20 protein-coding genes are annotated in these 20,370 nt (G+C 72.9%); 11 read left to right on the top strand and 9 right to left on the bottom strand.

Annotated elements, in window-relative coordinates:
• Window positions 1–17 precede the first annotated feature (17 nt).
• The 4 genes from DDE18_RS10535 to DDE18_RS10520 form a co-directional block, all read right to left on the bottom strand.
• The gene (locus DDE18_RS10535; protein WP_116572218.1) at window positions 18–3,866 is read right to left on the bottom strand and encodes a DNA polymerase III subunit alpha; all 3,849 of its coding nucleotides are present in this window, start codon (window positions 3,864–3,866) and stop codon (window positions 18–20) included.
• Window positions 3,814–4,251, bottom strand: a complete 438-nt coding sequence (locus tag DDE18_RS10530; protein ID WP_116572217.1) for an SAV_6107 family HEPN domain-containing protein — start codon at window positions 4,249–4,251, stop codon at window positions 3,814–3,816. The genes DDE18_RS10535 and DDE18_RS10530 overlap by 53 nt, the downstream gene beginning before the upstream one ends.
• A gap of 11 nt (window positions 4,252–4,262) precedes the next feature.
• On the bottom strand, window positions 4,263–4,544 hold the full coding sequence (locus DDE18_RS10525; RefSeq protein WP_116572216.1) for a DUF6504 family protein: 282 nt from the start codon (window positions 4,542–4,544) through the stop codon (window positions 4,263–4,265).
• Between the two features lie 167 nt (window positions 4,545–4,711).
• Window positions 4,712–5,182 carry a hypothetical protein gene (locus tag DDE18_RS10520; protein WP_116572215.1) on the bottom strand — a complete coding sequence of 157 codons (471 nt, stop codon included), beginning with the start codon at window positions 5,180–5,182 and terminating at the stop codon, window positions 4,712–4,714.
• A gap of 83 nt (window positions 5,183–5,265) precedes the next feature.
• On the opposite strand from DDE18_RS10520, the gene DDE18_RS10515 reads away from it, so the two are divergent.
• The 3 genes from DDE18_RS10515 to DDE18_RS10505 are packed head-to-tail and all read left to right on the top strand — an operon-like array spanning window position 5,266 to window position 7,674.
• On the top strand, window positions 5,266–5,739 hold the full coding sequence (locus tag DDE18_RS10515) for a YbaK/EbsC family protein (RefSeq protein ID WP_116572214.1): 474 nt from the start codon (window positions 5,266–5,268) through the stop codon (window positions 5,737–5,739).
• A 24-nt stretch (window positions 5,740–5,763) separates the two neighbouring features.
• Entirely contained in the window at window positions 5,764–6,354 is a 591-nt protein-coding gene (locus tag DDE18_RS10510) for a DUF4126 domain-containing protein (protein WP_116572213.1), read from the top strand.
• 18 nt (window positions 6,355–6,372) lie between these two features.
• Window positions 6,373–7,674: a phytoene desaturase family protein gene (locus DDE18_RS10505; RefSeq protein ID WP_116572212.1), complete on the top strand. Its 1,302-nt coding sequence runs from the start codon at window positions 6,373–6,375 to the stop codon at window positions 7,672–7,674.
• A 32-nt stretch (window positions 7,675–7,706) separates the two neighbouring features.
• Here the strand turns inward: DDE18_RS10505 and metF are convergent, their stop codons facing one another.
• Window positions 7,707–8,597, bottom strand: a complete 891-nt coding sequence (gene metF, locus DDE18_RS10500; protein ID WP_116572470.1) for a methylenetetrahydrofolate reductase [NAD(P)H] — start codon at window positions 8,595–8,597, stop codon at window positions 7,707–7,709.
• A gap of 63 nt (window positions 8,598–8,660) precedes the next feature.
• On the opposite strand from metF, the gene DDE18_RS10495 reads away from it, so the two are divergent.
• Window positions 8,661–9,728, top strand: a complete 1,068-nt coding sequence (locus DDE18_RS10495; protein WP_116572211.1) for a polyprenyl synthetase family protein — start codon at window positions 8,661–8,663, stop codon at window positions 9,726–9,728.
• Window positions 9,729–9,732: 4 nt separating this feature from the next.
• On the opposite strand, the gene DDE18_RS10490 is transcribed toward DDE18_RS10495, so the two are convergent.
• Complete coding sequence (locus DDE18_RS10490; protein WP_116572210.1) at window positions 9,733–10,104, bottom strand: Rv2175c family DNA-binding protein; 372 nt, start codon at window positions 10,102–10,104, stop codon at window positions 9,733–9,735.
• 157 nt (window positions 10,105–10,261) lie between these two features.
• On the opposite strand from DDE18_RS10490, the gene DDE18_RS10485 reads away from it, so the two are divergent.
• The 7 genes from DDE18_RS10485 to DDE18_RS10455 all read left to right on the top strand — a co-directional run bounded on the left by DDE18_RS10485 (window position 10,262) and on the right by DDE18_RS10455 (window position 16,474).
• Window positions 10,262–11,065 (top strand): transglycosylase SLT domain-containing protein, encoded by an 804-nt coding sequence (locus DDE18_RS10485; protein ID WP_116572209.1) that lies wholly within the window; start codon window positions 10,262–10,264, stop codon window positions 11,063–11,065.
• Window positions 11,066–11,184: 119 nt separating this feature from the next.
• Window positions 11,185–13,209, top strand: a complete 2,025-nt coding sequence (gene pknB / locus DDE18_RS10480; protein WP_245916591.1) for a Stk1 family PASTA domain-containing Ser/Thr kinase — start codon at window positions 11,185–11,187, stop codon at window positions 13,207–13,209.
• Between the two features lie 46 nt (window positions 13,210–13,255).
• Complete coding sequence (locus tag DDE18_RS10475; protein ID WP_245916589.1) at window positions 13,256–14,248, top strand: deoxyribonuclease IV; 993 nt, start codon at window positions 13,256–13,258, stop codon at window positions 14,246–14,248.
• Window positions 14,245–15,153: a DMT family transporter gene (locus tag DDE18_RS10470; protein WP_245916588.1), complete on the top strand. Its 909-nt coding sequence runs from the start codon at window positions 14,245–14,247 to the stop codon at window positions 15,151–15,153. The genes DDE18_RS10475 and DDE18_RS10470 overlap by 4 nt, the downstream gene beginning before the upstream one ends.
• A 98-nt stretch (window positions 15,154–15,251) precedes the next feature.
• Window positions 15,252–15,728, top strand: a complete 477-nt coding sequence (locus DDE18_RS10465) for an SRPBCC family protein (RefSeq protein ID WP_116572206.1) — start codon at window positions 15,252–15,254, stop codon at window positions 15,726–15,728.
• Window positions 15,729–15,770: 42 nt separating this feature from the next.
• Window positions 15,771–15,992 carry a hypothetical protein gene (locus DDE18_RS10460; protein ID WP_116572205.1) on the top strand — a complete coding sequence of 74 codons (222 nt, stop codon included), beginning with the start codon at window positions 15,771–15,773 and terminating at the stop codon, window positions 15,990–15,992.
• A 2-nt stretch (window positions 15,993–15,994) separates the two neighbouring features.
• Window positions 15,995–16,474, top strand: a complete 480-nt coding sequence (locus tag DDE18_RS10455) for a GNAT family N-acetyltransferase (protein ID WP_116572204.1) — start codon at window positions 15,995–15,997, stop codon at window positions 16,472–16,474.
• Here the strand turns inward: DDE18_RS10455 and DDE18_RS10450 are convergent.
• From DDE18_RS10450 to DDE18_RS10440, 3 genes are all read right to left on the bottom strand, one after another.
• Entirely contained in the window at window positions 16,446–17,453 is a 1,008-nt protein-coding gene (locus DDE18_RS10450; RefSeq protein ID WP_116572203.1) for a threonine aldolase family protein, read from the bottom strand. The genes DDE18_RS10455 and DDE18_RS10450 overlap by 29 nt on opposite strands.
• Before the next feature lie 23 nt (window positions 17,454–17,476).
• Entirely contained in the window at window positions 17,477–18,826 is a 1,350-nt protein-coding gene (locus DDE18_RS10445; RefSeq protein WP_116572202.1) for a class II 3-deoxy-7-phosphoheptulonate synthase, read from the bottom strand.
• Window positions 18,827–18,892: 66 nt separating this feature from the next.
• Window positions 18,893–20,359, bottom strand: a complete 1,467-nt coding sequence (locus DDE18_RS10440; RefSeq protein ID WP_116572201.1) for an APC family permease — start codon at window positions 20,357–20,359, stop codon at window positions 18,893–18,895.
• Window positions 20,360–20,370: the final 11 nt, after the last annotated feature.

Here is a 20,370-nt window from a genome sequence, read left to right as displayed (position 1 = left end):
TAGTGGCAGGGAGGCGCTCATCCCGGGCTCCCCGGGCTGCGGTGCCACAGCTTCCGTGCCACGTCGCGGGCCGGCTCGCCGGCCGGGCGGATGTCGGAGTAGGGGGACATCTGGAACCCACTGGTGTGCACAAGCACCCGACGGCGCTCCGGCTCGTCGGCCTCGCGGTAGCCCAGCGGCAGCCGCGCCATCTCCGCCCGCACCGCCTCGAGCCCCTCCTCCACACTGCGGGCCCGCGAGTAGAGGGACGCCAGGGCGGGCAGCTCCCAGGCGCCGGTGGCGCGCAGCGAGACGCCTCGGTATCCGGTGCGCCGCAGCTCGCCGCGCACCACCAGCAGCCAGGAGTGGAAGACCGTGGCGGCGTAGGGACCCTGGACGTCCTCGAAGAAGGTGGCGTCCACCGGGCCGGTGCCGTCATCGAGGGTCAGGAAGACGACCCGGCGGCCCGACCGCACCGGCGGGGTCTGGGTGGCGACCTTGACGCCGGCCACCAGCAGCTCGGACTGGCTGCGCCGCTGGAGCAGCTCGCGGCTGCGGGTGACGCCGAGGACGTCGAGGAACGGGCCGTAGGCGGACACCACGTGCTCGCTGACGTCGAGGCCGAGGATCTCCAGCTCGGCGCGCATCCGCTCGGCAGTGGTCATCTCGGGCAGCCCGCTGGCGACCTCCCCCGGCTCGTCGCCGAGCTCGAGGGCCAGCTGCACCGAGTCGACCGGTCGCACCGGCCGGGGGGCCTGCGACTGGGCCGCGGCCCGCACCGCGGGGTCGGAGCTGTTGCGCCCGCCGGCGGCATCGGCGCGCACCGTCGCCGGGAGCGGCGCCCGCCCCCGGGCCAGCCCCCGTCCCCGGGCCAGCCCCCGTCCCCGGGACGTCCGGTCGAGCAGCCGGGCGTGCTGGTCGAGCTCGGCCACCTGCAGCAGCAGGTCGCGCCGGGTGACCCGGCCACGCGGCCGCACGGTGCGGTCACCGGCCCCGATCCCGTAGAGGGAGTCGAAGGCACCGCCCAGCACCAGCCGCTCCAGCACCGGCCGCGACACACATGCCCGCTGGAAGAAGTCGGTGAGTGAGGCATAGGGCCGGGACGCCACGATCCGCTGCACCTCGGCCTCGTTGATGCCCTTCACCTCGGCCAGGGCCAGCCGGATGCCGTAGCCGGTGGGAGCCGATCCGTCCCGGTGCGGCGGCTCGTCGTGGACCGGCACCTGCTCCACGGCGTACGACGCTTCCGAGGCGTTGACGTCGAGCGGGAGCACGGCCACGCCACACTGCCGGGCGTCGTCGAGGATCAGCCGCTTGGGGTACATCCCCGGGTCGTGGGTGAGGACGCCCGCCAGGAAGTGGGCCGGCCAGTGGGCCTTGAGCCAGGCCGACTGGTAGGTCGGGAGCGCGAACGCCGCCGCATGGGCCTTGCAGAAGCCGAACGACGCGAACCCCTCGAGCACCTTCCAGATGCGCTCGACCAGGGGCAGGGAGTATCCCCGGCCCAGGGCGCGCGGGAAGAACCACACCTTCGTCTCGGCCATCCCCTCGGTGTCGCCCAGCGCGCGGCGCTTCTCGTCGGCCTCGGCGAGCCCGACCCCGGTGAACAGCGCGATCATCTCGATCACCTGCTCGTGGAAGACCACCACGCCCTGGGTCTGGCCGAGGATCGGGGCCAGGTGAGGATGGAGGTGCTGGACGGTCTTCCAGCCCTGCTTGGCCTCGAGGTAGGGGGTGATCATGTCGCTCTTGACCGGCCCGGGCCGGAACAGCGAGATGTCGGTGATGATCTCCTCGAAGGACTCGATGCCGGACTTGCCGACGAGCTCGCGCTGGCCGGGCGACTCGATCTGGAAGACGCCGAGCGTGCGGGCCTCGCTGATCATCGTGTAGGTCTGCTCGTCGTCGAAGGGCACCTGCGCCTCGTCGTCGAGGTCGATCTCGACGCCGTCGACCCGCTGGATCTCGGCGACGGCGTGGGCCATCGCCGACTGCATGCGGATGCCGAGGACGTCGAGCTTGAGCAGGCCGAGCTCCTCCACGTCGTCCTTGTCGAACTGGCTCATCGGGAAGCCGGCGAACGACGCCTCCACCGGCGTGCGGTCGAGCAGGGTGGCGTCGGAGAGCAGCACCCCGCAGGGGTGTACGGCGATGTGCCGGGGCAGTCCGTCGAGCCGCTCGACCAGCCGGAACATCAGGTCGAGCCTTTCGTCGCCGAGCCCGCTGAGCCGCAGCTCGGGCAGCTCGCGCAGCGCCACCCGCGCGTCGCGGGCGCGGATGTGCGGGAACGCCTTGGCGATCGCGTCGATCTCGCCGGGCGGCATGCCGAGCGCCGCGCCGACGTCGCGCACCGCGTGGCGGACCCGGTAGGTGTCCATCATCGAGACGCACACGCACCGCTCCCCGCCGTACTTGGCCAGGATCGCCTCGTAGACCTCGAGCCGCCGGGCGGACTCGACGTCGACGTCGATGTCGGGCAGCGAGGCCCGCAGCGGGGAGAGGAACCGCTCCATCAGCAGGCCGTGGCGGATCGGGTCGACCCCGGAGACGCCGAGCAGGTAGTTGACCAGGCTGCCCGCCCCCGACCCGCGGGCAGCGCGGCGCACGCCCATCTCCTGGATCAGGTCGGTGACGTCGGCGACGGTGAGGAAGTAGGACGCGTAGCCGAGGGTGCGGATGATCCCGAGCTCGTCGTCGAGGCGCTTCCAGATGCGCTGGCGTGGGGCGCTGCCGTAGCGACGCCCGATCGCCCCCTCGCAGCGCAGCCGCAGCACGGCGTCGGCCTCGGTCTCGTCGCCGCGCCGGGCCGCTCCTGGCCGGAGGGACGTCGCGACCTCGAACTCCGGGAAGTGCACCTCCCCGATGCCCAGGTCGGCGCGCGGGTCGAGGGCGCAGCGGTCGGCCACCGCCCGGGTGCGGGCGAGCAGCTGGCGGGCGGCGCCGGCGGAGTCACCGGCCAGCCCGGCCAGCCGGCTGATCTCCTCGGCCACCTCCTGCATCTCCTTGCCGGACTTGAGGAACCCCTCGGCGTTGCCGCGGTAGTGGGCCGGCCCGATCCGGCGCTGCTGGGCCGAGCCGAGCGGCACCAGCCGGCGGGCGGCGTCGAGCACGTCGACGACGGGGGCGTCGAGCCGGTCGGCGTAGCGCACCGCATTGGTCAGCACCGTGCCGAGACCGGCCCGGTGGGCCAGGCCGGCCATCCGGGCGGCGTGGGGGGACGTGCCGGGGCCCCACGTGCCGCCGGCACCGGCCAGCCGGTGGGAGACGAGCTCGACCAGGACGTTCTCCCGCGGGAGGACCTCCAGCCACGGGGCGAGGGCGGCCAGCCCGAGGTCGTCGCGGCGGCGGGTGGCGGCCACGCCGACCTCGGAGGACGGCCCGAGCAGCACCAGCACGTCGCCCCCGGCGAGGTGCTCGGCCAGCAGGTCGAGGGTGGCGACGGGTCGGCCCCGCTCCCCGGCGAGATGGGTGGCCGAGACCATCCGGCAGATCGCCGCCCACCCCGCCCGGCCGCTGGCGAGGAAGGTCGCCCGGGGCAGGTCGTCGTCGCCCCGCACCGCCCCGCCCCTGACCGGCGTACGGCGCGTGACCGGCGCCGCCCGGCCCGGGTCCGCCGGGCCGACCGGCGCCACGGCGAGGTCGACGCCGAGCACCGGCCGGATGCCCGCGGCCATGCAGGCGCGGGTGAACTTGACCGCGCCGTAGGTGCCGTCGCGGTCGGTGAGGGCGAGGGTGTCCATCTCGTGCTCCACGGCGCGCTCGACCAACACGTGGGGGTGGGACGCTCCGTATTGCAGGGAGTGGCCGGAAGCCACGTGGAGATGGACGAACGGGTCAGGCGACACCGGACCAGGCGCCGGCCGCGAGCCGGCGTCCCATCGGGGCATGGGGCACCAGGCCCAGCGACGACTCCACGACCGCGAGGAACCGGTCGGCGTCGCGGACCAGGTCGTCGGCCTCCCGCTCGCTGACCGCCCGGGTGGAGCCGGCCTCCGCCGCGGCCCGCTTGGCGGCCCCGGCGGCGAAGAAGGTGGCCCACTCCGACAGCTCCGGGGCGACCTGGGCGAGCAGCACCCAGGCGTTCTTCTGGCGGCGGGGCCGCGTCTCGGGCCGCGCCCGGGCCGCGAGCAGCGCCGCCGCGGCCCGCAGCGCCGCCACGTGGGCGCACGCGTAACGGGTCGGCACGTCGGGGGTGGTGACCGCCTCGTGCAGCGACTCGGCCGCCCGGGCGAGGTAGGAGTGGGTGGTCGCGGGAAGGGTGAACGGGCTCATGACCACTCCCCTCAGTCCGCGCAGCCGACGAGCTGCCAGCAGCCGTCGGTCCAGCTGAAGGACAGGTCGAACACGCCGCTGCGGTCGCCCCCGCGGCCGGCCTCGACCCGCCACAGCTCCCGCTCCACCAGCAGGTCGGAACCGCTGGGCTCGGTCCCCTGCCACCACGGCGCGGTCTCCACCCAGTGGGCGACCACCGCGCGCACCTTCCACAACCGTCCCCGCCACAGGAACTGCTCGGGCCCCTCGGTCTCTCCCCGTCGCACCTCGACGGGGTCGTCGTACAGCCTCATGTGCGCCTCCTCGCTGTCCTCGACCCCACCGGCGACCCCGGTGGACGGTGGGGGTCGAGGTCACCGCCACCGAGGTCGCGTCCGAACAGATGTTCGAACAAGACCTACGGTACACGCGCCCACCGACACCGGGTCAAGCCCTGCGAGGAGGCCTGTGGACGACGGAGTCAGAACTCGCGGAGGTAGGCGCTGGTGTCCTTGTGCCAGAGGAAGAAGAGCAGCGCGAGGTGCAGCACCGCTGTGACGATCGAGAGCACCAGGAACGCGGTGGGCAGGTGGTTGCGCACGGCCAGCACGGCGACCAGCACCCCGAATCCGGCGCTCGCGGTGAGCGCGAGCCGGGCCCAGCCGTGGCCGTCGACGAGGAAGGCGCCGAGCACGAGCGCGAGCAGCGCGAAGACGACGAAAGAGACGATCGCCAACGGGAGGAAGTTGGGCACGATCGGGCTCTCGCGCAGGACCCCGAGACCTCCCTCGGCGAGGATCTCCCGGGCCGAAGGATTGCCCTTGCTCCACGACAGGATCAGCTCGTCGCGCTCCACCCACGTGAGCACGGCGGTGATCCCGAAGGCCACCACGAGCGCAACGAGCACCCACAGCGCATTGACGATCGAGCCGGGCAGCTGGCGAGTCAGCAAGTCGTCCCCCTGTGAACGGAGCTGGTGGAATCGTGGTCTGGCGCGGCCGCCGTCGCCGACCGCTGCGTCACTAGGCTCGCAGCATGTCGAACGAACACCCGGCCATCACCTCATTTAGGGCGGCGCTGGCCCGCGAGGGCGGGACCGGCGACGTGGTCATCCTGCCCGATTCGGTCCACACCGCCGCACTCGCCGCGGCGGCGCTCGGGTGTGAGGTGGGCGCCATCGCCAACAGCCTGCTCTTCGACGCGGGCGGCACACCGGCCCTCATCCTCACCTCCGGAGCCCACCGGGTGGACACCGCCAAGGTCGCCGGGACGATCGGCGTGGAGAGGCTCAGGCGGGCCACGCCGGACTTCGTCCGCGAGCACACCGGGCAGGTCATCGGGGGCGTCTCGCCGCTCGACCACCCCCGGCCGGTGCCGACCTGGATCGACTCCTGGCTCCGCAAGTACGACGTGGTGTGGGCCGCCGCGGGCCATCCCGCCGCGGTCTTCTCGACCGACTTCGACGAGCTGGTCGCCCTGACCGGCGCCACGGAGATCGACGTCGAATGAGGGCTCCGGCCCTACCCTGACCTCGTGGAATCCCTCCCCCTGGTCTTCTCCAGCGGCTGGGCGAGCGGCATCAACGCCTACCTCGTCGTGCTCGTGCTCGGGATCGCCGAGCGGCTCGGCGACCTCGCCCAGGTGCCCGACGTGCTCGCCCGGTGGGACGTGCTGGCGGCTGCCGGCTTCATGTACGCGATGGAGTTCATCGCCGACAAGATCCCCTACATCGACTCCACCTGGGACGCGATCTCGACCGCGATCCGGCCGACCGCAGGCGCCGTGATCGGCGTGCTGCTGGCCGGCGAGGCCTCCACGCTCGACCAGGCGGTGCTCGGCGTCGTCGGCGGCGGCACCGCCCTGCTCTCGCACCTCGTGAAGGCCGGCGGCCGGCTGGCGATCAACTCCTCCCCCGAGCCGGTCACCAACGTCGTCGCCAGCGTGACTGAGGACTTCGCGGTGCTGGGCGTGGTCTGGTTCGCGCTCGAGCAGCCCCGTGTCGCCGCGGGCATCGCCGGCGTGCTGCTGGTGATCGGGCTGGTCCTGCTCGTCGTCCTCGCCCGGCTGGTCCGCCGTGGCTGGCGCCGGTGGAAGAGGAAGGACCCCCTCACCTCGTCCGCGTGACCCCCTAGGCTGCGCCGCATGTCTCGCGTGGTGGTGGTCGGTGGCGGCTTCGGCGGCATGGCCTCGGCGGCGAGACTAGCCAAGCTGGGCCACGAGGTCACCCTGCTCGAGCGCGCCGACGCCCTCGGCGGAGCCCTGTCCCGCGTGCAGCTCGAGGGCTTCACCTGGGACGCCGGCCCGGCGATGACGCTCCTGCCGGCCGTGATCCGCGACCTGTTCCGCAAGTCCGGCCGCCCGCTGGAGCGCGAGCTCGACCTCGAGCCGCTCGAGGTGATCCGCGAGCACCGCTTCGCCGACGGCTCCTCGGTCGCCCTCCCGGGCGGGTCGCGGGCCGCGCAGGTCGCCGCGTTCGACGCGCTCGCGCCCGGGCTCGGCGACTCGTGGGCCGCCCACGTCGCGTCGTACGGCGACGCCTGGGAGCTGCTGCGCCGCGACTACCTCGAGCGCCCCTGGGACCCCGCCGTCTCCGGCAAGGACCTGACCGCCCTCCTGGAGAGCCGGGAGACGTTGCGCAAGCGGCTGCGCCACGACTTCCGCGACGAGCGGCTGCGCCTCGTCGCCGCCCACCCGTTCGTCGTCGACGGGCACGACCCGCGCAACGTCCCTGCCTGGGCGGGCGTGACGGCTTACCTCGAGCAGCGCTTCGGCGCCTGGACCGTCCCAGGAGGCCTGGCCCGCCTGGGCGACGCGATGGCCGACCGGCTCCGCACCCGCGGCGTCACGGTCCTCACGGGTGCCGAGGCGCTCGACATCGTCGTCCGGGACGGCCGGGCCGTAGCCGTGAGGACACTCAGCGGCGACCTCGACGCCGACGTCGTCGTGTGCGCGGTCGACCCGCGCCGGCTCCCCGCGCTCGCGCCGTACGTCGCCCGCACGATGCCCGCGATCCCGCCCGTCGTGTGCCACGTCGGCCTCGAGGGCGAGGTGCCGGACCTTCCCCGCGAGCTGGTGCTGCACGGCGACCCGATGCTCGTCGTGCGCACCGGCGGGCAGGCACCGGCGGGTGGGGCTGCCTGGACCGTGCTCGCCCGCGGCCGGATCGCCGAGGACCTGCTGCGGGCGCTCGCCCGGCTCCGGATCGACGTACGCCAGCAGGTGGTCTGCCGTGTCGACCGCTCGCCCCGTGACCTGGTGCAGGAGTGGGGCGGGTCGCCGCTCGGCGTCCTCTGGGAGGGCCGCGGCACGGTGCGCAAGCGCCTCGGTCCGCGCACGCCCGTGGCCGGGGTCTTCGCTGCCGGCGCCCACGCGACCCCGGGGTCGGGGCTGCCCTTCGTCGGCCTCTCGGCCGCGCTCGTCGCCCAGGCGGTCGGTCCGGCCTGACGGCCTCGGCACCGCTCGACCAGCCGGAACCGTCAGGCGGTGATCTGCAGCGCCGCGAAGATCTCGCGCGTGGCGCGGGAGAAGTTGAGCGTGTAGAAGTGCAGGCCGGGCGCACCGCCGGCGAGCAGCTCCTCGCACAGCTCGGTGGAGATCCGGATCCCCTCGGCCCGCAGCGCCTCCGGGTCGTCGGCGAGCGGCTCGATCCGGGCGGTGACCTCCGGCGGCATCTGGCGGCCGGAGAGCTCGACCATGCGGTGCATGGAGCGCAGGTTCACGATCGGCATGATCCCCGGGATGATCGGGAAGTCGACGCCGATCGCCCGGGCGCGCTCGACGAGGCCGAAGTAGTCGCTGGCCCGCAGCACCATCTCCGTGACCGCGAACTCCGCGCCCGCGTCGTACTTGGCCTTGAGCACCTGGGTGTCCTGCTCCAGGCTCTCGGCGTTGACGTGGCCCTCGGGGAAGGCGGCCACGCCGACGGCAGCGCCGTAGTGCTCCTTGATGAAGGCCACGAGCTCGGAGGCGTACTCCAGCCCGCCGTCGGTGCTGACCCACTCGGTGTGCGGCCCGCCGGGCGGGTCGCCGCGCAGGGCCATGATGTGGAAGACGCCGCCGTCGCGGTATTCGTCGAGGATCTGGGCGAGCTCGTCGCGGGTGTGTCCGACGCAGGTCAGGTGGGCCACGGGGGTCAGGCCGGTCTCGCGGGCGATCCGGCCGGTGATCCGCACGGTCGTGTCGCGCGACGAGCCGCCAGCGCCGTAGGTCACCGACACGAACGTCGGGCGGTAGGGCTCGAGCTCGGTGATCGCGCGCCAGAGCCGCTCCTCGCCCTCGGCGTCCTTGGGCGGGAAGAACTCGAAGGAGAACGACCTCTCGCCGCCCTCGATGAGCTCCCGCATGCTTCGACCACGACCCAGCGTCATGCCGCAAGGGTAGGAGCCGACGCCCTGCACGGGAGAATCGGTCCACTGACTAGGCTCACGTGCGTGACCGAGCCCTGGGATCCCGCAGCCTTCCGCGCCGGGGTCCAGACGGCCCTCGACGACTTCCTCGACGGGCAGGCCGAGCGCCTCGCCGACCTCGGCGACGACGCTGCCCGCCTGGTCGCGGAGGCCCGCACCTCAGTGAGCGGCGGCAAGCGCTTCCGCGCCGCGTTCTGCTACTGGGGCTTCCGTGCGGTCCAGCCACACGTCGCCGACGACCCCGCGCTCGTCCGGGCCTGCGCGGCCCTCGAGCTGCTGCACGCCAGCGCACTCGTTCACGACGACTACATGGACGCCTCCGACACCCGGCGAGGCCGGCCGGCCACGCATCGCCAGTTCGAGGGCGAGCACCGGGGTGCGGCCTGGCGCGGGGACGCAGGACAGTACGGCGCGGCCGCGGCGATCCTGCTGGGCGACCTGCTGCTCTCCTGGGCCGACGAGATGCTGCGGCGCTGCGGACTCCAGGCCGAGCAGGTCGCCCCGGCGCTGGACGTCTTCGACCTGTGCCGCTCCGAGGTGATCGCCGGGCAGTTCCTCGACGTCTCCGTGCAGGCGCGGGGCCGGGCCGACGTCGAGACCGCCATGACGGTGCTGCGCTACAAGTCGGCGAAGTACTCCATCGAGCGGCCGCTGCACGTCGGCGCCGCCCTGGCCGGGGCGACGCCGGCGCAGCTGGCCGACCTGACGGCGTTCGGGCTGCCGCTCGGCGAGGCGTTCCAGCTGCGCGACGACCTGCTCGGCGTCTTCGGCGACCCGGCCACGACGGGCAAGCCCGCGGGCGACGACCTGGTCGAGGGCAAGCGGACCGTGCTGGTCGCGCTCGCGCTCGACAGTGCCGACGAGGCGTCGGCGCGCGAGCTCGACGCGGCCCTGGGCAGCCCGCTCGACGAGGCCGAGGTGCAGCGGCTGCGCGCGATCATCGACGGCTGCGGGGCGCACGCCGCGGTCGAGAAGCTGATCGACGAGCTCGGCACCCGGGCCGTCACCGCGCTCGAGGTCGCCGACGTCGACCCCGGCGCGCGCGGCGTACTCCGCGACCTGGCGGCCGCCGCCACCCAGCGCGTCGTCTGAGGGGTCAGAGCGCCATCGCCTGGGCGCGGCGCTTGACCTCGGCTCCCCTGTTCTCGCGCAGCGCGTCGATCGGGCGGCCGGGCAGGTCGGCGTCGGTGAAGATCCACGCGATGCACTCGCGGTCGCTGTAGCCGCCGTCGTGCAGCGTGGTCAGCAGCCCGGGCAGGCCCTTGACCACGAGCCCGTCCTGCAGGAACTCGGCCGGCACCTTCGGGCCGCCGCCCGGCACCGGCACGGCCTCGGCGAGCTCGTGCTCCTTGATCATCGCCCGCACCCGCGAGACGCTCACGCCGAGCTCCGAGGCCACTTGCGACCAGTCGAGCCAGGCCGGCACGAGGGCGTCGAGATCGGCTTCCGAGAGCGGTACGTCGTTCATGCCGGCCAGTCTTTCACGCGGCTGACGACACGCCGGGACGGGCCGACGGCGTGGGCGGGCATGGTCCCGTGGGTAACGTCGAGGGCTCGTCCTGCGGTGCTTCCCCCTCCGGGAACCTCGGACTCCCGGGCTCCGCGGACGGGACGAGGAGCCCCTGATGCGACCCCTGCGCCGCTTCCCCACCACGCTCGTGACGGCCCTGGCGATCGGAGCCGCAGGCGTGACGGTCCTCGCGTCGCCCGCGGCCGCCGACCACGTGGACCTCCCCCGCAGCCGTGACCTCACGCCGTACACCGTCCGCTCCGGCGACACCGCCACGGAGCTGGCCGTGCGGTTCCGCGCGTGGACCGACGAGCTCATCTCGCACAACCACCTCGGCGGCTCCGGGTCGCTGCGCGTGGGCCAGCGGATCGAGATCCCGGTGGTCGTCGACGCGAAGAAGAAGCAGGACCAGAAGGAGAAGGAGAAGGAGTCGAAGTCCGGGTCGAAGAGCCAGGACAAGGGCGAGCCGAAGGCCGAGCCGGAGGCGAAGGGCTGGCAGCACGCCGACCCCTCGCGCGAGCGGGTCCGCCGCACCATCGTCCGGCTGTCCCACCGCTACGGCGTCGACCCCGAGCTCGCCCTGGCGGTCTCGTGGCAGGAGGCCGGCTGGCAGATGCACCACGTGTCCAGCGCGCACGCGATCGGCGCGATGCAGGTGCTGCCGAGCACGGGCCGCTGGATGGAGTGGTACGCCGGACGCCGCCTCCACCTGCACCGCCTCCGCGACAACGTGACCGCCGGGGTCCTGCTCCTCGGCGTGCTCGACGACCAGACCGGCTCCGTGCGCCACCAGGTCGCGGCCTACTACCAGGGCCTCGGCGCGCTCCGCCGCCACGGCCTGTACGACGACACGCAGGGCTACGTCGCCAACGTGCTCGCGATCCGGCAGCGCCTGGAGGCCGGCCGGTCGCCGGCCTGAGCCTGCCGCAGACGCGCTCTCGCGCCACGCCGGGGGCGACCAGCGCCCGGGAGCCGCCCGCGCGTCTCCGTACCATGGGACGACCGGATCCTTCCCCGTCCGGTGATGGAGGTCGACCTGTGCAGCCACCTGAGCACGCCCGCGCCGCCGACCCGGTCGTCGGCAGGATCCTGGACCGCCGCTACCGCATCGGCGCCCGGATCGCTCGGGGCGGCATGGCCAGCGTCTACGAGGCCACCGACCTCCGCCTCGACCGCACGGTCGCCGTGAAGGTGATGCACCCCGGCCTCGGCGACGACGACGACTTCGCCCAGCGGTTCGTGCGCGAGGCGCGTGCCGCGGCCCGGCTCAACCACCCGCACGTCGTGGGGGTCTTCGACCAGGGCGACGACGACGGCACGGTGTTCCTCGCGATGGAGTATGTCCCGGGGCACACGCTGCGCGACGTCGTACGCAAGGAAGCGCCGATGACGCCGACCCGGGCGCTGGCGCTGCTGGAGCCGGTCGTCTCCGCCCTGGCCGCGGCGCACCGCGCCGGGCTGATCCACCGCGACGTGAAGCCGGAGAACGTGCTGATCGCCGACGACGGCCGGGTCAAGGTCGCTGACTTCGGCCTCGCCCGCGCGGTGAGCGCCGACACCCAGCACACCGCCACCGGCGGGGTGCTCATCGGCACGGTCTCCTACCTCGCGCCCGAGCTGGTCGTCGACGGCCGGGCGGACGCGCGCGCCGACGTCTACGCCGTGGGCGTCGTGCTCTACGAGCTGCTCACCGGCCGCAAGCCGCACGACGGCGAGTCGCCGATCCAGGTCGCCTACAAGCACGTGCACGAGGACGTGCCGCCGCCGTCGGAGGCCGTGCCCGACCTCCCCGACTACGTCGACGCGCTGGTCGCGCGGGCGACCAGCCGCGACCGCTCGCAGCGCCCTGCGGACGCCGGGGTGCTGCTCCACCAGGTGCACCGGGTGGCCCAGGCGCTGCGCGAGGGGCTCACCGACGACGAGGAGCTGACGGCCGACCTGGCGCCGCGGCCGAGGGTCGAGACCGAGGACACCACGCCCGACCCGTTCGACGGCTTCGTGGTCGAGGACCCCGACCACGAGCGCACGACGGCGCTCGAGGCGCTGCCGCGGCCGGTCGAGGCGCCTCTGGCCGCCGCGACCCGCTCCGAGCAGCCACGTCCGGCGCGGCCGCGTCCCGCGGCGGCGCGCCCTGCACCCAGCCGGGCGACGGCGATCACCACGGTCCCCCGCCGCCGCTCCCGCAAGGGCCCGCTCGTCTTCCTGCTCGCCCTCCTCCTCGTTGCCGGCCTGGGCGTCGGGGCCTGGTGGTTCGGCTACGCCCGCTACACCACGACCCCCGGCGTGCTGGGCCTCGACCAGGCGGCCGCCACGGCCACCCTGGAGAAGGCGGGCCTCGAAGCGGCGACCGGTGACCCGGCGTACTCCGAGACCGTGCCCGCCGGCATGGTGCTCGCCACCGACCCCGAGCCCGGCGGCAACGTCCTCGACGGCGGCACGGTGGAGCTCACCCTCTCGCTGGGTCCCGAGCGCTACGACGTGCCCGCGCTGGCGGGACTCACGGAGGACCAGGCGCAGGACGCGCTCCGCGAGGGGCACCTGGCGTTCGGCGAGAGCGTGGAGAGGTGGAGCGAGAAGGTGCCCGCGGGGCAGGTGATGCGCAGCGACCCGCCCGCCGGCCAGAGCCTCAAGCCCGACGCCGTCGTCGACCTGGTCGTCAGCAAGGGGCGCAAGCCGATCGAGGTGAAGGACTTCACCGGGGAGTCCCTCTCGCGCGCGACCGCTGCCCTGGAGCGCAAGAAGCTGGTCGTGAAGGTGGTGTCCGAGGAGTTCAGCGACACGGTGCCCGAGGGCGACATCATCTCGCAGACGCCCAGCTCCGGCACGCTGTTCCGCGGCGACACCGTCGGCGTCGTGGTGTCCAAGGGGCCGGACCTCGTCGAGGTGCCGAGCACCGTGGCGATGGGCGTCGAGGCCGCCACCGACAAGCTCGAGGACCTCGGCTTCGTCGTGCGCGTGGAGAACTCCTCCAACTACATCGGCGTCGGCTTCGTCTTCAGCAGCGACCCGGCCGCGGGAGAGCTGGTGCCGCGCGGCAGCACGATCACGCTCTACCAGATCTGACCGCCCGGCACCCGATCACCCACGCCCGATGACCTAGGGTCTGCGCGTGATCCCTGCCCCTTCCTCGATTGCAGAGCGCAACCCGATCGGCACGCACGTGATCGTCGGGAAGGGCCTGGTGGCGGGGGCGCTCGCCAACGCCGACGAGGTCGGCTGCGAGACGATCCAGGTGTTCACCGGCAACCCGCGCGGCTGGGCCCACTCCGCAGGCAAGCCGGCCGACGACCGCGCGTTCCGCGCCGAGTGCGAGCGCCGCGGCATGCGGACCTTCATCCACTCGCCGTACCTCGTCAACCTCGGCTCCCCCACGGCCCTGACCTACGAGCGGTCCGTCGGGATCGTCGCCCACAACCTGCGGCGCGCGGCCCAGATCGGCGCGGAGGGGGTGGTGGTGCATACGGGCTCCTACGTCTCGGTCGGCGACTCCGAGGCGAGGTACGCCGCCGCGTTGCGGCAGGTGCGCGAGGGGCTGCTGCCGATCCTGGACGCGATCGCCGACGAGGCCGCACCGTGGCTGCTGCTCGAGCCGACCGCCGGTCAGGGCCGCTCGCTGTGCGCAGGCGTCGACGACCTCGAGCCCTACCTCGAGGCGCTCGACTTCCACCCCAAGGCCGGGATCTGCCTCGACACCTGCCACGCCTTCGCGGCGGGGGTCCCCCTGGACGAGCCGGGTGGGGCGACGGCCGCCGTCGACCGCATCGTCGAGATCGGCGGCCCGGGACGGCTCCGGCTGGTGCACGCCAACGACTCGATGGACGTGCGCGGCGCCCACCTCGACCGGCACCAGCAGATCGGGCGGGGCCACATCGGCGAGGACCCGTTCCGTGAGCTCTTCGCCCATCCGGAGCTCGCCGGGGTGCCGTTCATCCTGGAGACGCCGGGCTCACGCGACGCCGACAGCACCGACTTCCCCACCCTGCGGCGGCTCCGCGACGAGGCAGCCGCGGGTCTCGACTCCGCTCGACCATCCGACTCCGCTCGACCAGCCGACGCCGCTCGACCAGCCGACTCCGCTCGACGCGCAGGGACGTCGGCGTGACCGCGACCGTGACCGCGACCGACCGCCGTACCTCCCTGCTGGCGATGCTCGCCCTCCTCGCGCTGACCGCCTGCTGGGGCTCGACGTTCTTCCTGATCAAGGACCTCCTCGACCGCGTCCCGACCCTGGACTTCCTGGCGGTCCGGTTCGCGATCGCCGGGGTCGCGCTGGTGCTCGCCGCGCCACGGGCACTGGGCCGGCTCTCCCCCGCGACCCGCAAGCACACCCTGGTGCTCGGCGCGCTCTACGGCGTCGCCCAGATCCTCCAGACCGCCGGCCTGGCGCACACGGCGGCCAGCGTGAGCGGCTTCGTCACCGGCATGTACGTCGTCTGCACGCCGCTGCTGGCCGCCGCGATCCTGCACACCCGGATCACGGCGATCACCTGGGCGGCGGTCCTGCTGGCCACCGTCGGGCTGGGGGTGCTCACCCTCAGCGGCTTCAGCGTGGGGTACGGCGAGGCCATCACGCTGGTGGCGGCGGTGCTCTATGCCCTCCACATCGTGGGGCTGGGCGCCTGGTCGACCCCGGCCGACGCCGTCGGCATGACCACCCTCCAGGTGATCGTGATCGCGGTGATCTGCCTCGTCGCCACCGTGCCGGACGGCATCGTGCTGCCCGCCACTGCCGGCGACTGGGCGAGCCTGGGCTACATGGCGCTGGTCGTCGGCGCCATGGGGCTGCTCGCGCAGACCTGGGCGCAGGCGCACCTGCCGCCGACCCGGACCGCGATCATCATGAGCATGGAGCCGGTCTTCGCCTCGCTCTTCGCCATCTGGCTGGGCGGCGAGCACGTGACCATGCGGCTCGTGGTCGGCGGCCTGATGGTGCTCACCGCGATGCTCGTCGTCGAGCTCGTGCCTCGCCGCCACGTGGAGGGCGAGGTCCCGCACATCGCGGTGTGACGCCGCCCTGCCCAGCCTGCGCGGCTCTCCGGTCTGGCGTGCGCACCGCCGGAGGAGCACCATGGAGAGTTGGGGAGGGGACGAGTCGAGGAGTCCCCATGGCAGGCCACATCATCCACGTCCACACCACGATCGCCGGCACGCCGCAGGAGGTCTGGGACGTCATCACCGACGTCGAGCGTGCCGACCGGATCCTGCGCTCCGTGACCGACAGCCGCAAGCTCAGCGAGGGCGAGTACGGCGTCGGCACCTTCTGGCGCGAGAAGCGCACCGTCTTCGGCCACCACGGCACCGAGGAGCTGCACGTGGTGGAGTGCGACCCACCACACCGCACCCTGGTCTCGACCCGGCTCGGCAACGACGTCGTCCGCACGGCGTACTCCCTGACTCGCGCCGGCGGCGGGCAGGGCACCCGCCTCTCGATGACGACGACGGTCGTGATGGACGAGCGGAGCCTGGTGGGCAACCTCGCCTGGAAGTTCTTCGGCGGCTTCAGCTATGAGTCCACGAAGCGGATGCTCGAGCACGACCTCGAGGACATCGCGGCCGAGGTGAGCAGGCGCGCGGCAGCCTGAACACCCGGCAGGGCCGGTGGGCGGGGCCCCTATCGTGGGGCCATGACGTTGTGTGCGCGGTGCAGCCAGGAGCTGGGGATCGGCCGCTTCTGCACCAACTGCGGCCACCGGATCGGCGAGCCCGTGCCGGCGGAGGCGCGGTTCGGCGCGCCCGTGCCGGCCGGCTCGGCCCTCGGTCCGGAGCTGCCCCGCACCCCGCTGCTCGTCGCCGGCGTGGTCGTCCTCCTCCTGCTGCTCGTCCTGCTCGTCTCCTGCCTGGGCTGACAATGCCGCGCACCCTCATCACCCCGATCCGCGACGGCGCACAGCTCTCCGCCGCCGCGGACATCTGGGCCGCGGCACGCCTCGCCGGTGGCCGGACGCCCACGCCCGGCCGGCGCGAGCGGGTGGAGACCAAGCTCCGGGAGAGCGACGTCGCCCTGCTCGCCCACTACGGCGAGCGTGCGGCCGGGATGGTCGTCGCCGAGCCCTATCTCGAGGGGTCGGCCGTCGACCCGACGTGCGGCCACATCGCGATGCTCTTCGTGACGCCGGCCTACTGGGGTTGCGGCATCGGCACCGCCCTGGTCCGCGCGCTGCAGGCGCCGCCGGAGGGCACCGCGTGGACCCGGCTGAGCGTGTGGACGCGCGTGGACAACCGGCGCGGCCAGCGCCTCTACGCCGCCTGTGGCTTCGTCGACACGGGCGAGCGCAGCACGCTGCACGACGGCGAGGAGATCAGCCGCCTGGAGTGGCGAGCCGGCTGAGCACGGCCGCGGCACGCTCGGCGTCGGCACGGCTGACGTCGAGGTGGGTCACGAGGCGCACGGCGCGGGGGCCGACCATCGCGACCCGGACTCCCTGCTCGGCGGCCGCGTTCACGAAGGCGGGCGCGTCGTCGCGCTCGACGACGACGATGTTCGTGTCGACTGCTGCCGGGTCGACGCCGACCGCCTCGGCCAGCAGCCGGGCGTGCGCGTGGTCGTCCGCGAGCCGCTCCACGTGCCGGTCCAGGGCGTGCAGGCCCGCGGCCGCGAGGATGCCGACCTGGCGCATGCCGCCGCCCATCCGCTTCCGCCAGACCCGCGACTCGTCGATGGCGGCCTGCGAGCCGATGACCAGCGACCCCACGGGAGCGCCCAGCCCCTTGGACAGGCACACCGCCACCACGTCGGCCACCGCGCCGTACTGCCGAAGCGGGGTGCCGGTGGCGACGTGGGCGTTCCAGATCCGGGCGCCGTCGAGGTGGATCGACGTGCCGACCGTGTCGGCCCACGCGCGCAGGGAGCGAAGGTCGTCGATGGGCAGCACGGCGCCACCGGCGAAGTTGTGGGTGCACTCGACCGAGACGGCTGCGGTGGGGACGAAGAACGGACCCATGTCCGGGGCGAAGAGACCCTCGACCTGGGCCAGGTCGACCTGCCCGCGGGGATGGGTCCAGGTGCGCATCGTCAGCCCGGTGAAGGCGCCGTGCGCACCCAGCTCGGCGCGCGCGATGTGGGCGCTCGACTCGCAGAGCACCTCCTGGCCGACCCCGACCACCGTGCGCACGGCGAGCACGTTGGCCATCGAGCCGGTCGGCGTGAAGAGGGCGGCCTCGTGGCCGAAGAGGTCGGCCACCCGCTCCTCCAGCGCCAGGACCGTCGGGTCCTCGGAGTAGACGTCGTCGCCCACCTCCGCGCGGGCCATCGCGGCCCGCATCGCCTCGGTCGGGCGGGTCAGGGTATCGGAGCGGAGGTCGATCACGCCCCGAACCTACCGGGGGGCGCTCAGGCCTTCCGCAGCATCTCCGCGACGAGGAAGGAGAGCTCGAGCGACTGCACGCGGTTCAGGCGGGGGTCGCAGACCGACTCGTAGCGGTTGCCGAGGTCGATCTCGGCCAGCTCCTCGCCGCCGCCGACGCACTCGGTGACGTCGTCACCGGTGAGCTCCACGTGCACGCCGCCGGGCCAGGTGCCCAGGGCGCGGTGCACGTCGAAGAAGCCCTGCACCTCGTCGATGACGTCGTCGAAGCGGCGGGTCTTGTAGCCCGAGCTGGCCTCGAAGGTGTTGCCGTGCATCGGGTCGCAGATCCAGGCGACCTGCACTCCCTCGGCGGTGACCTTCTCGATCAGCGGCGGAAGGCCCTCGCGGATCTTGCCTGCGCCGAAGCGGGTGATGAACGTCAGCCGGCCGGCCTCGTTCTGCGGGTTGAGCTTGGCGGCCAGCGCGAGCGCGTCGTCGGGTGACGTCGTCGGGCCGAGCTTCACGCCGATCGGGTTCTTGATGTGGCTGAGCAGCTCGACGTGTGCGCCGTCGAGCTGGCGGGTGCGCTCGCCGATCCAGACGAAGTGGCCGGACACGTCGTACGGCTGCTGGGTGCGGCTGTCGATGCGGGTCATCGCGTGCTCGTACTCCAGCACCAGCGCCTCGTGGCTGGAGTGGAAGTCGACGCGGTGGAACTCGTCGGGGTCGGCGCCGATGGCGCGCATGAAGGTGAGCGCGCGGTCGATCTCGCTCGCCACCGCCTCGTAGCGCTGGCCGGCGGCCGACGACTTCACGAAGTCGGTGTTCCAGGTGTGCACCTGGCGCAGGTCGGCGTAGCCGCCGGTCACGAAGGCACGGACCAGGTTGAGCGTCGCGGCCGAGGAGTTGTAGACGTCCACGAGCCGCTGCGGGTCGGGGATGCGCGCCTCGGGGGTGAACTCGTAGCCGTTGACGGCGTCGCCGCGGTAGGCCGGCAGGGTCACCTCCTCACCAGCAACAACGCGGGTCTCCATGTCCTTCGAGCGCGGCTTCGCGTACTGCCCGGCGATGCGGCCCACCTTCACGACCGGCACGGACGCGGCGTAGGTCAGCACGACCGCCATCTGCAGCAGGACGCGCAGCTTGTTGCGCACGTTGTCGGCGGTCACGCCGTCGAAAGTCTCCGCGCAGTCGCCACCCTGCAGCATGAACGCCTCGCCGCGCGTGACCGCGGCGATCTTCTCCTTGAGCTCGTCGCACTCGCCCGCAAACACGAGCGGCGGCGCCGTGCGGAGGCGCTGGACGGCGGCAGCCACCGCAGCGCTGTCCGGGTAGGACGGCTGCTGGGCGGGGCCGAGGGCGTGCAGCTGCTCGAGGGTGGGGACGGTGCTCACCGGTCAAGGGTACGGCGCGGCGCACCGCGACCCCGATTCGTGACCGGTGGGCGGGCTACTCCCCGGCTACTCCCCCAGGTGGTCGATGTCGCGGAACCCGGTCTTCTTGGCCCGGATCGCGCGGTTGGTCAGCCAGGTCAGGGCCCACAGCACGATGCCGATCACCATCAGGCCGCCGGCGATCTGGTAGACGATCGCCTCACGGTCGACCCACGGGCCGGCGAGGTAGACGCACAGCGCCGAGGCCAGGAACGGCGTCGGGCCGGGCGACTTGAAGATGCCCTGCTCACCGCCACGCGACCCGCGCAGCACCATGCAGGCGATGTTCACGACGGCGAACACGCACAGCAGCAGCAGCGCCGTCGTGCTCGAGAGGTTGGCGACGATGTTGCTGTCCGGGTCGCTGGCGACGTACCAGATGACGAAGAGCGCGAGGACCGTGGAGAAGACGATGCCGGCCCACGGGGACCTGCGGCCGGGCAGCACCGCGGCGAGGCCGCGCGGGAGGACGTCCTGCTTGGCCATGCCGTAGACCAGCCGGCTGGCCATCATCATGTTGATCAGCGAGGTGTTCGCGACCGCGAAGACGGCGAGGAACGGGAAGACGCGGTCGATCGGGAAGTCCGGGGCACCCTTGCTGACGACCTCGAGCAGGGCCCGGCCCTCCGACTGGTTGATGACCTCCAGCTCGTCGGGCGTCAGCACGCTGACCACGGAGACGGCGACGAGCATGTAGATGATCGCCGCGATGCCCAGGCCCATCAGCATGGTGCGCGGGAAGATCTTCTCGGGCTCCTTGGTCTCCTCGACCATGTTGACGGAGTCCTCGAAGCCGACCATCGCGAAGAACGCGACCGAGGTGGCGGCGGTGATCGCGAAGACCATGCCCATGCCCTCGTAGTCGGTGAAGCTGGCGAGCTCACCCATGTCGGCCTCGCCCTGGAGGATCACGAAGAAGCCCACGCCGATCACGATCGAGAGGGCGACGACCTCGACGAGCGTGAGGATGATGTTGAACTTCACGCTCTCGCCCACGCCCCGGAGGTTGATCAGGGCGAGCAGGACCATGAATCCCATGGCGACCGCGGTGATCACGCCGCTGCCCGGCAGCTCGTCGATCCAGCCGTTGATCTGCAGCCCGCCGAAGAACTGCTGGGCCAGCGTGTTGGCCGACGTCGACGCACTGGTGATGCCGGAGCACACCACGGCGAAGGCCACCAGGAAGGTGACGAAGTGGATGCCGAAGGCCTTGTGCGCGTAGAGCGCGGCGCCTGCGGCCTGCGGATACTTCGTGACCAGCTCGAGGTAGGACAGCGCGGTCAGCGAGGCCACGATGAACGCGATCAGGAAGGGCAGCCACAGGATGCCGCCGACGTAGCCGGCCATCGTGCCGGTCACGGCGTACACGCCCGCACCCAGGATGTCGCCGACGATGAAGAGCAACAGGAGCTTGGGCCCCATCACCCGCTTCAGCTCGAGCCGGCCGCCCTCGGGGGCGTCGTGAGAGTCCTGCTCGACAGACGTGATGGACATGCCTGCTACCT

This window comes from Nocardioides gansuensis (genome assembly GCF_003076135.1).
Lineage (GTDB): Bacteria > Actinomycetota > Actinomycetes > Propionibacteriales > Nocardioidaceae > Nocardioides > Nocardioides gansuensis.
This window is presented reverse-complemented; position numbering and strand designations above follow the sequence as displayed.

Coding starts and splice junctions, on each gene's coding strand:
- DDE18_RS10530 (WP_116572217.1), bottom strand. CDS start 4,251: ATGAGCCCGTTCACCCTTCCCGCGACCACCCACTCCTACCTCGCCCGG.
- DDE18_RS10465 (WP_116572206.1), top strand. CDS start 15,252: ATGGCAGGCCACATCATCCACGTCCACACCACGATCGCCGGCACGCCG.
- DDE18_RS10505 (WP_116572212.1), top strand. CDS start 6,373: ATGTCTCGCGTGGTGGTGGTCGGTGGCGGCTTCGGCGGCATGGCCTCG.
- metF (WP_116572470.1), bottom strand. CDS start 8,597: ATGACGCTGGGTCGTGGTCGAAGCATGCGGGAGCTCATCGAGGGCGGC.
- DDE18_RS10485 (WP_116572209.1), top strand. CDS start 10,262: ATGCGACCCCTGCGCCGCTTCCCCACCACGCTCGTGACGGCCCTGGCG.
- DDE18_RS10490 (WP_116572210.1), bottom strand. CDS start 10,104: ATGAACGACGTACCGCTCTCGGAAGCCGATCTCGACGCCCTCGTGCCG.
- DDE18_RS10525 (WP_116572216.1), bottom strand. CDS start 4,544: ATGAGGCTGTACGACGACCCCGTCGAGGTGCGACGGGGAGAGACCGAG.
- DDE18_RS10455 (WP_116572204.1), top strand. CDS start 15,995: ATGCCGCGCACCCTCATCACCCCGATCCGCGACGGCGCACAGCTCTCC.
- DDE18_RS10515 (WP_116572214.1), top strand. CDS start 5,266: ATGTCGAACGAACACCCGGCCATCACCTCATTTAGGGCGGCGCTGGCC.
- DDE18_RS10535 (WP_116572218.1), bottom strand. CDS start 3,866: ATGCCCCGATGGGACGCCGGCTCGCGGCCGGCGCCTGGTCCGGTGTCG.
- DDE18_RS10440 (WP_116572201.1), bottom strand. CDS start 20,359: ATGTCCATCACGTCTGTCGAGCAGGACTCTCACGACGCCCCCGAGGGC.
- DDE18_RS10460 (WP_116572205.1), top strand. CDS start 15,771: ATGACGTTGTGTGCGCGGTGCAGCCAGGAGCTGGGGATCGGCCGCTTC.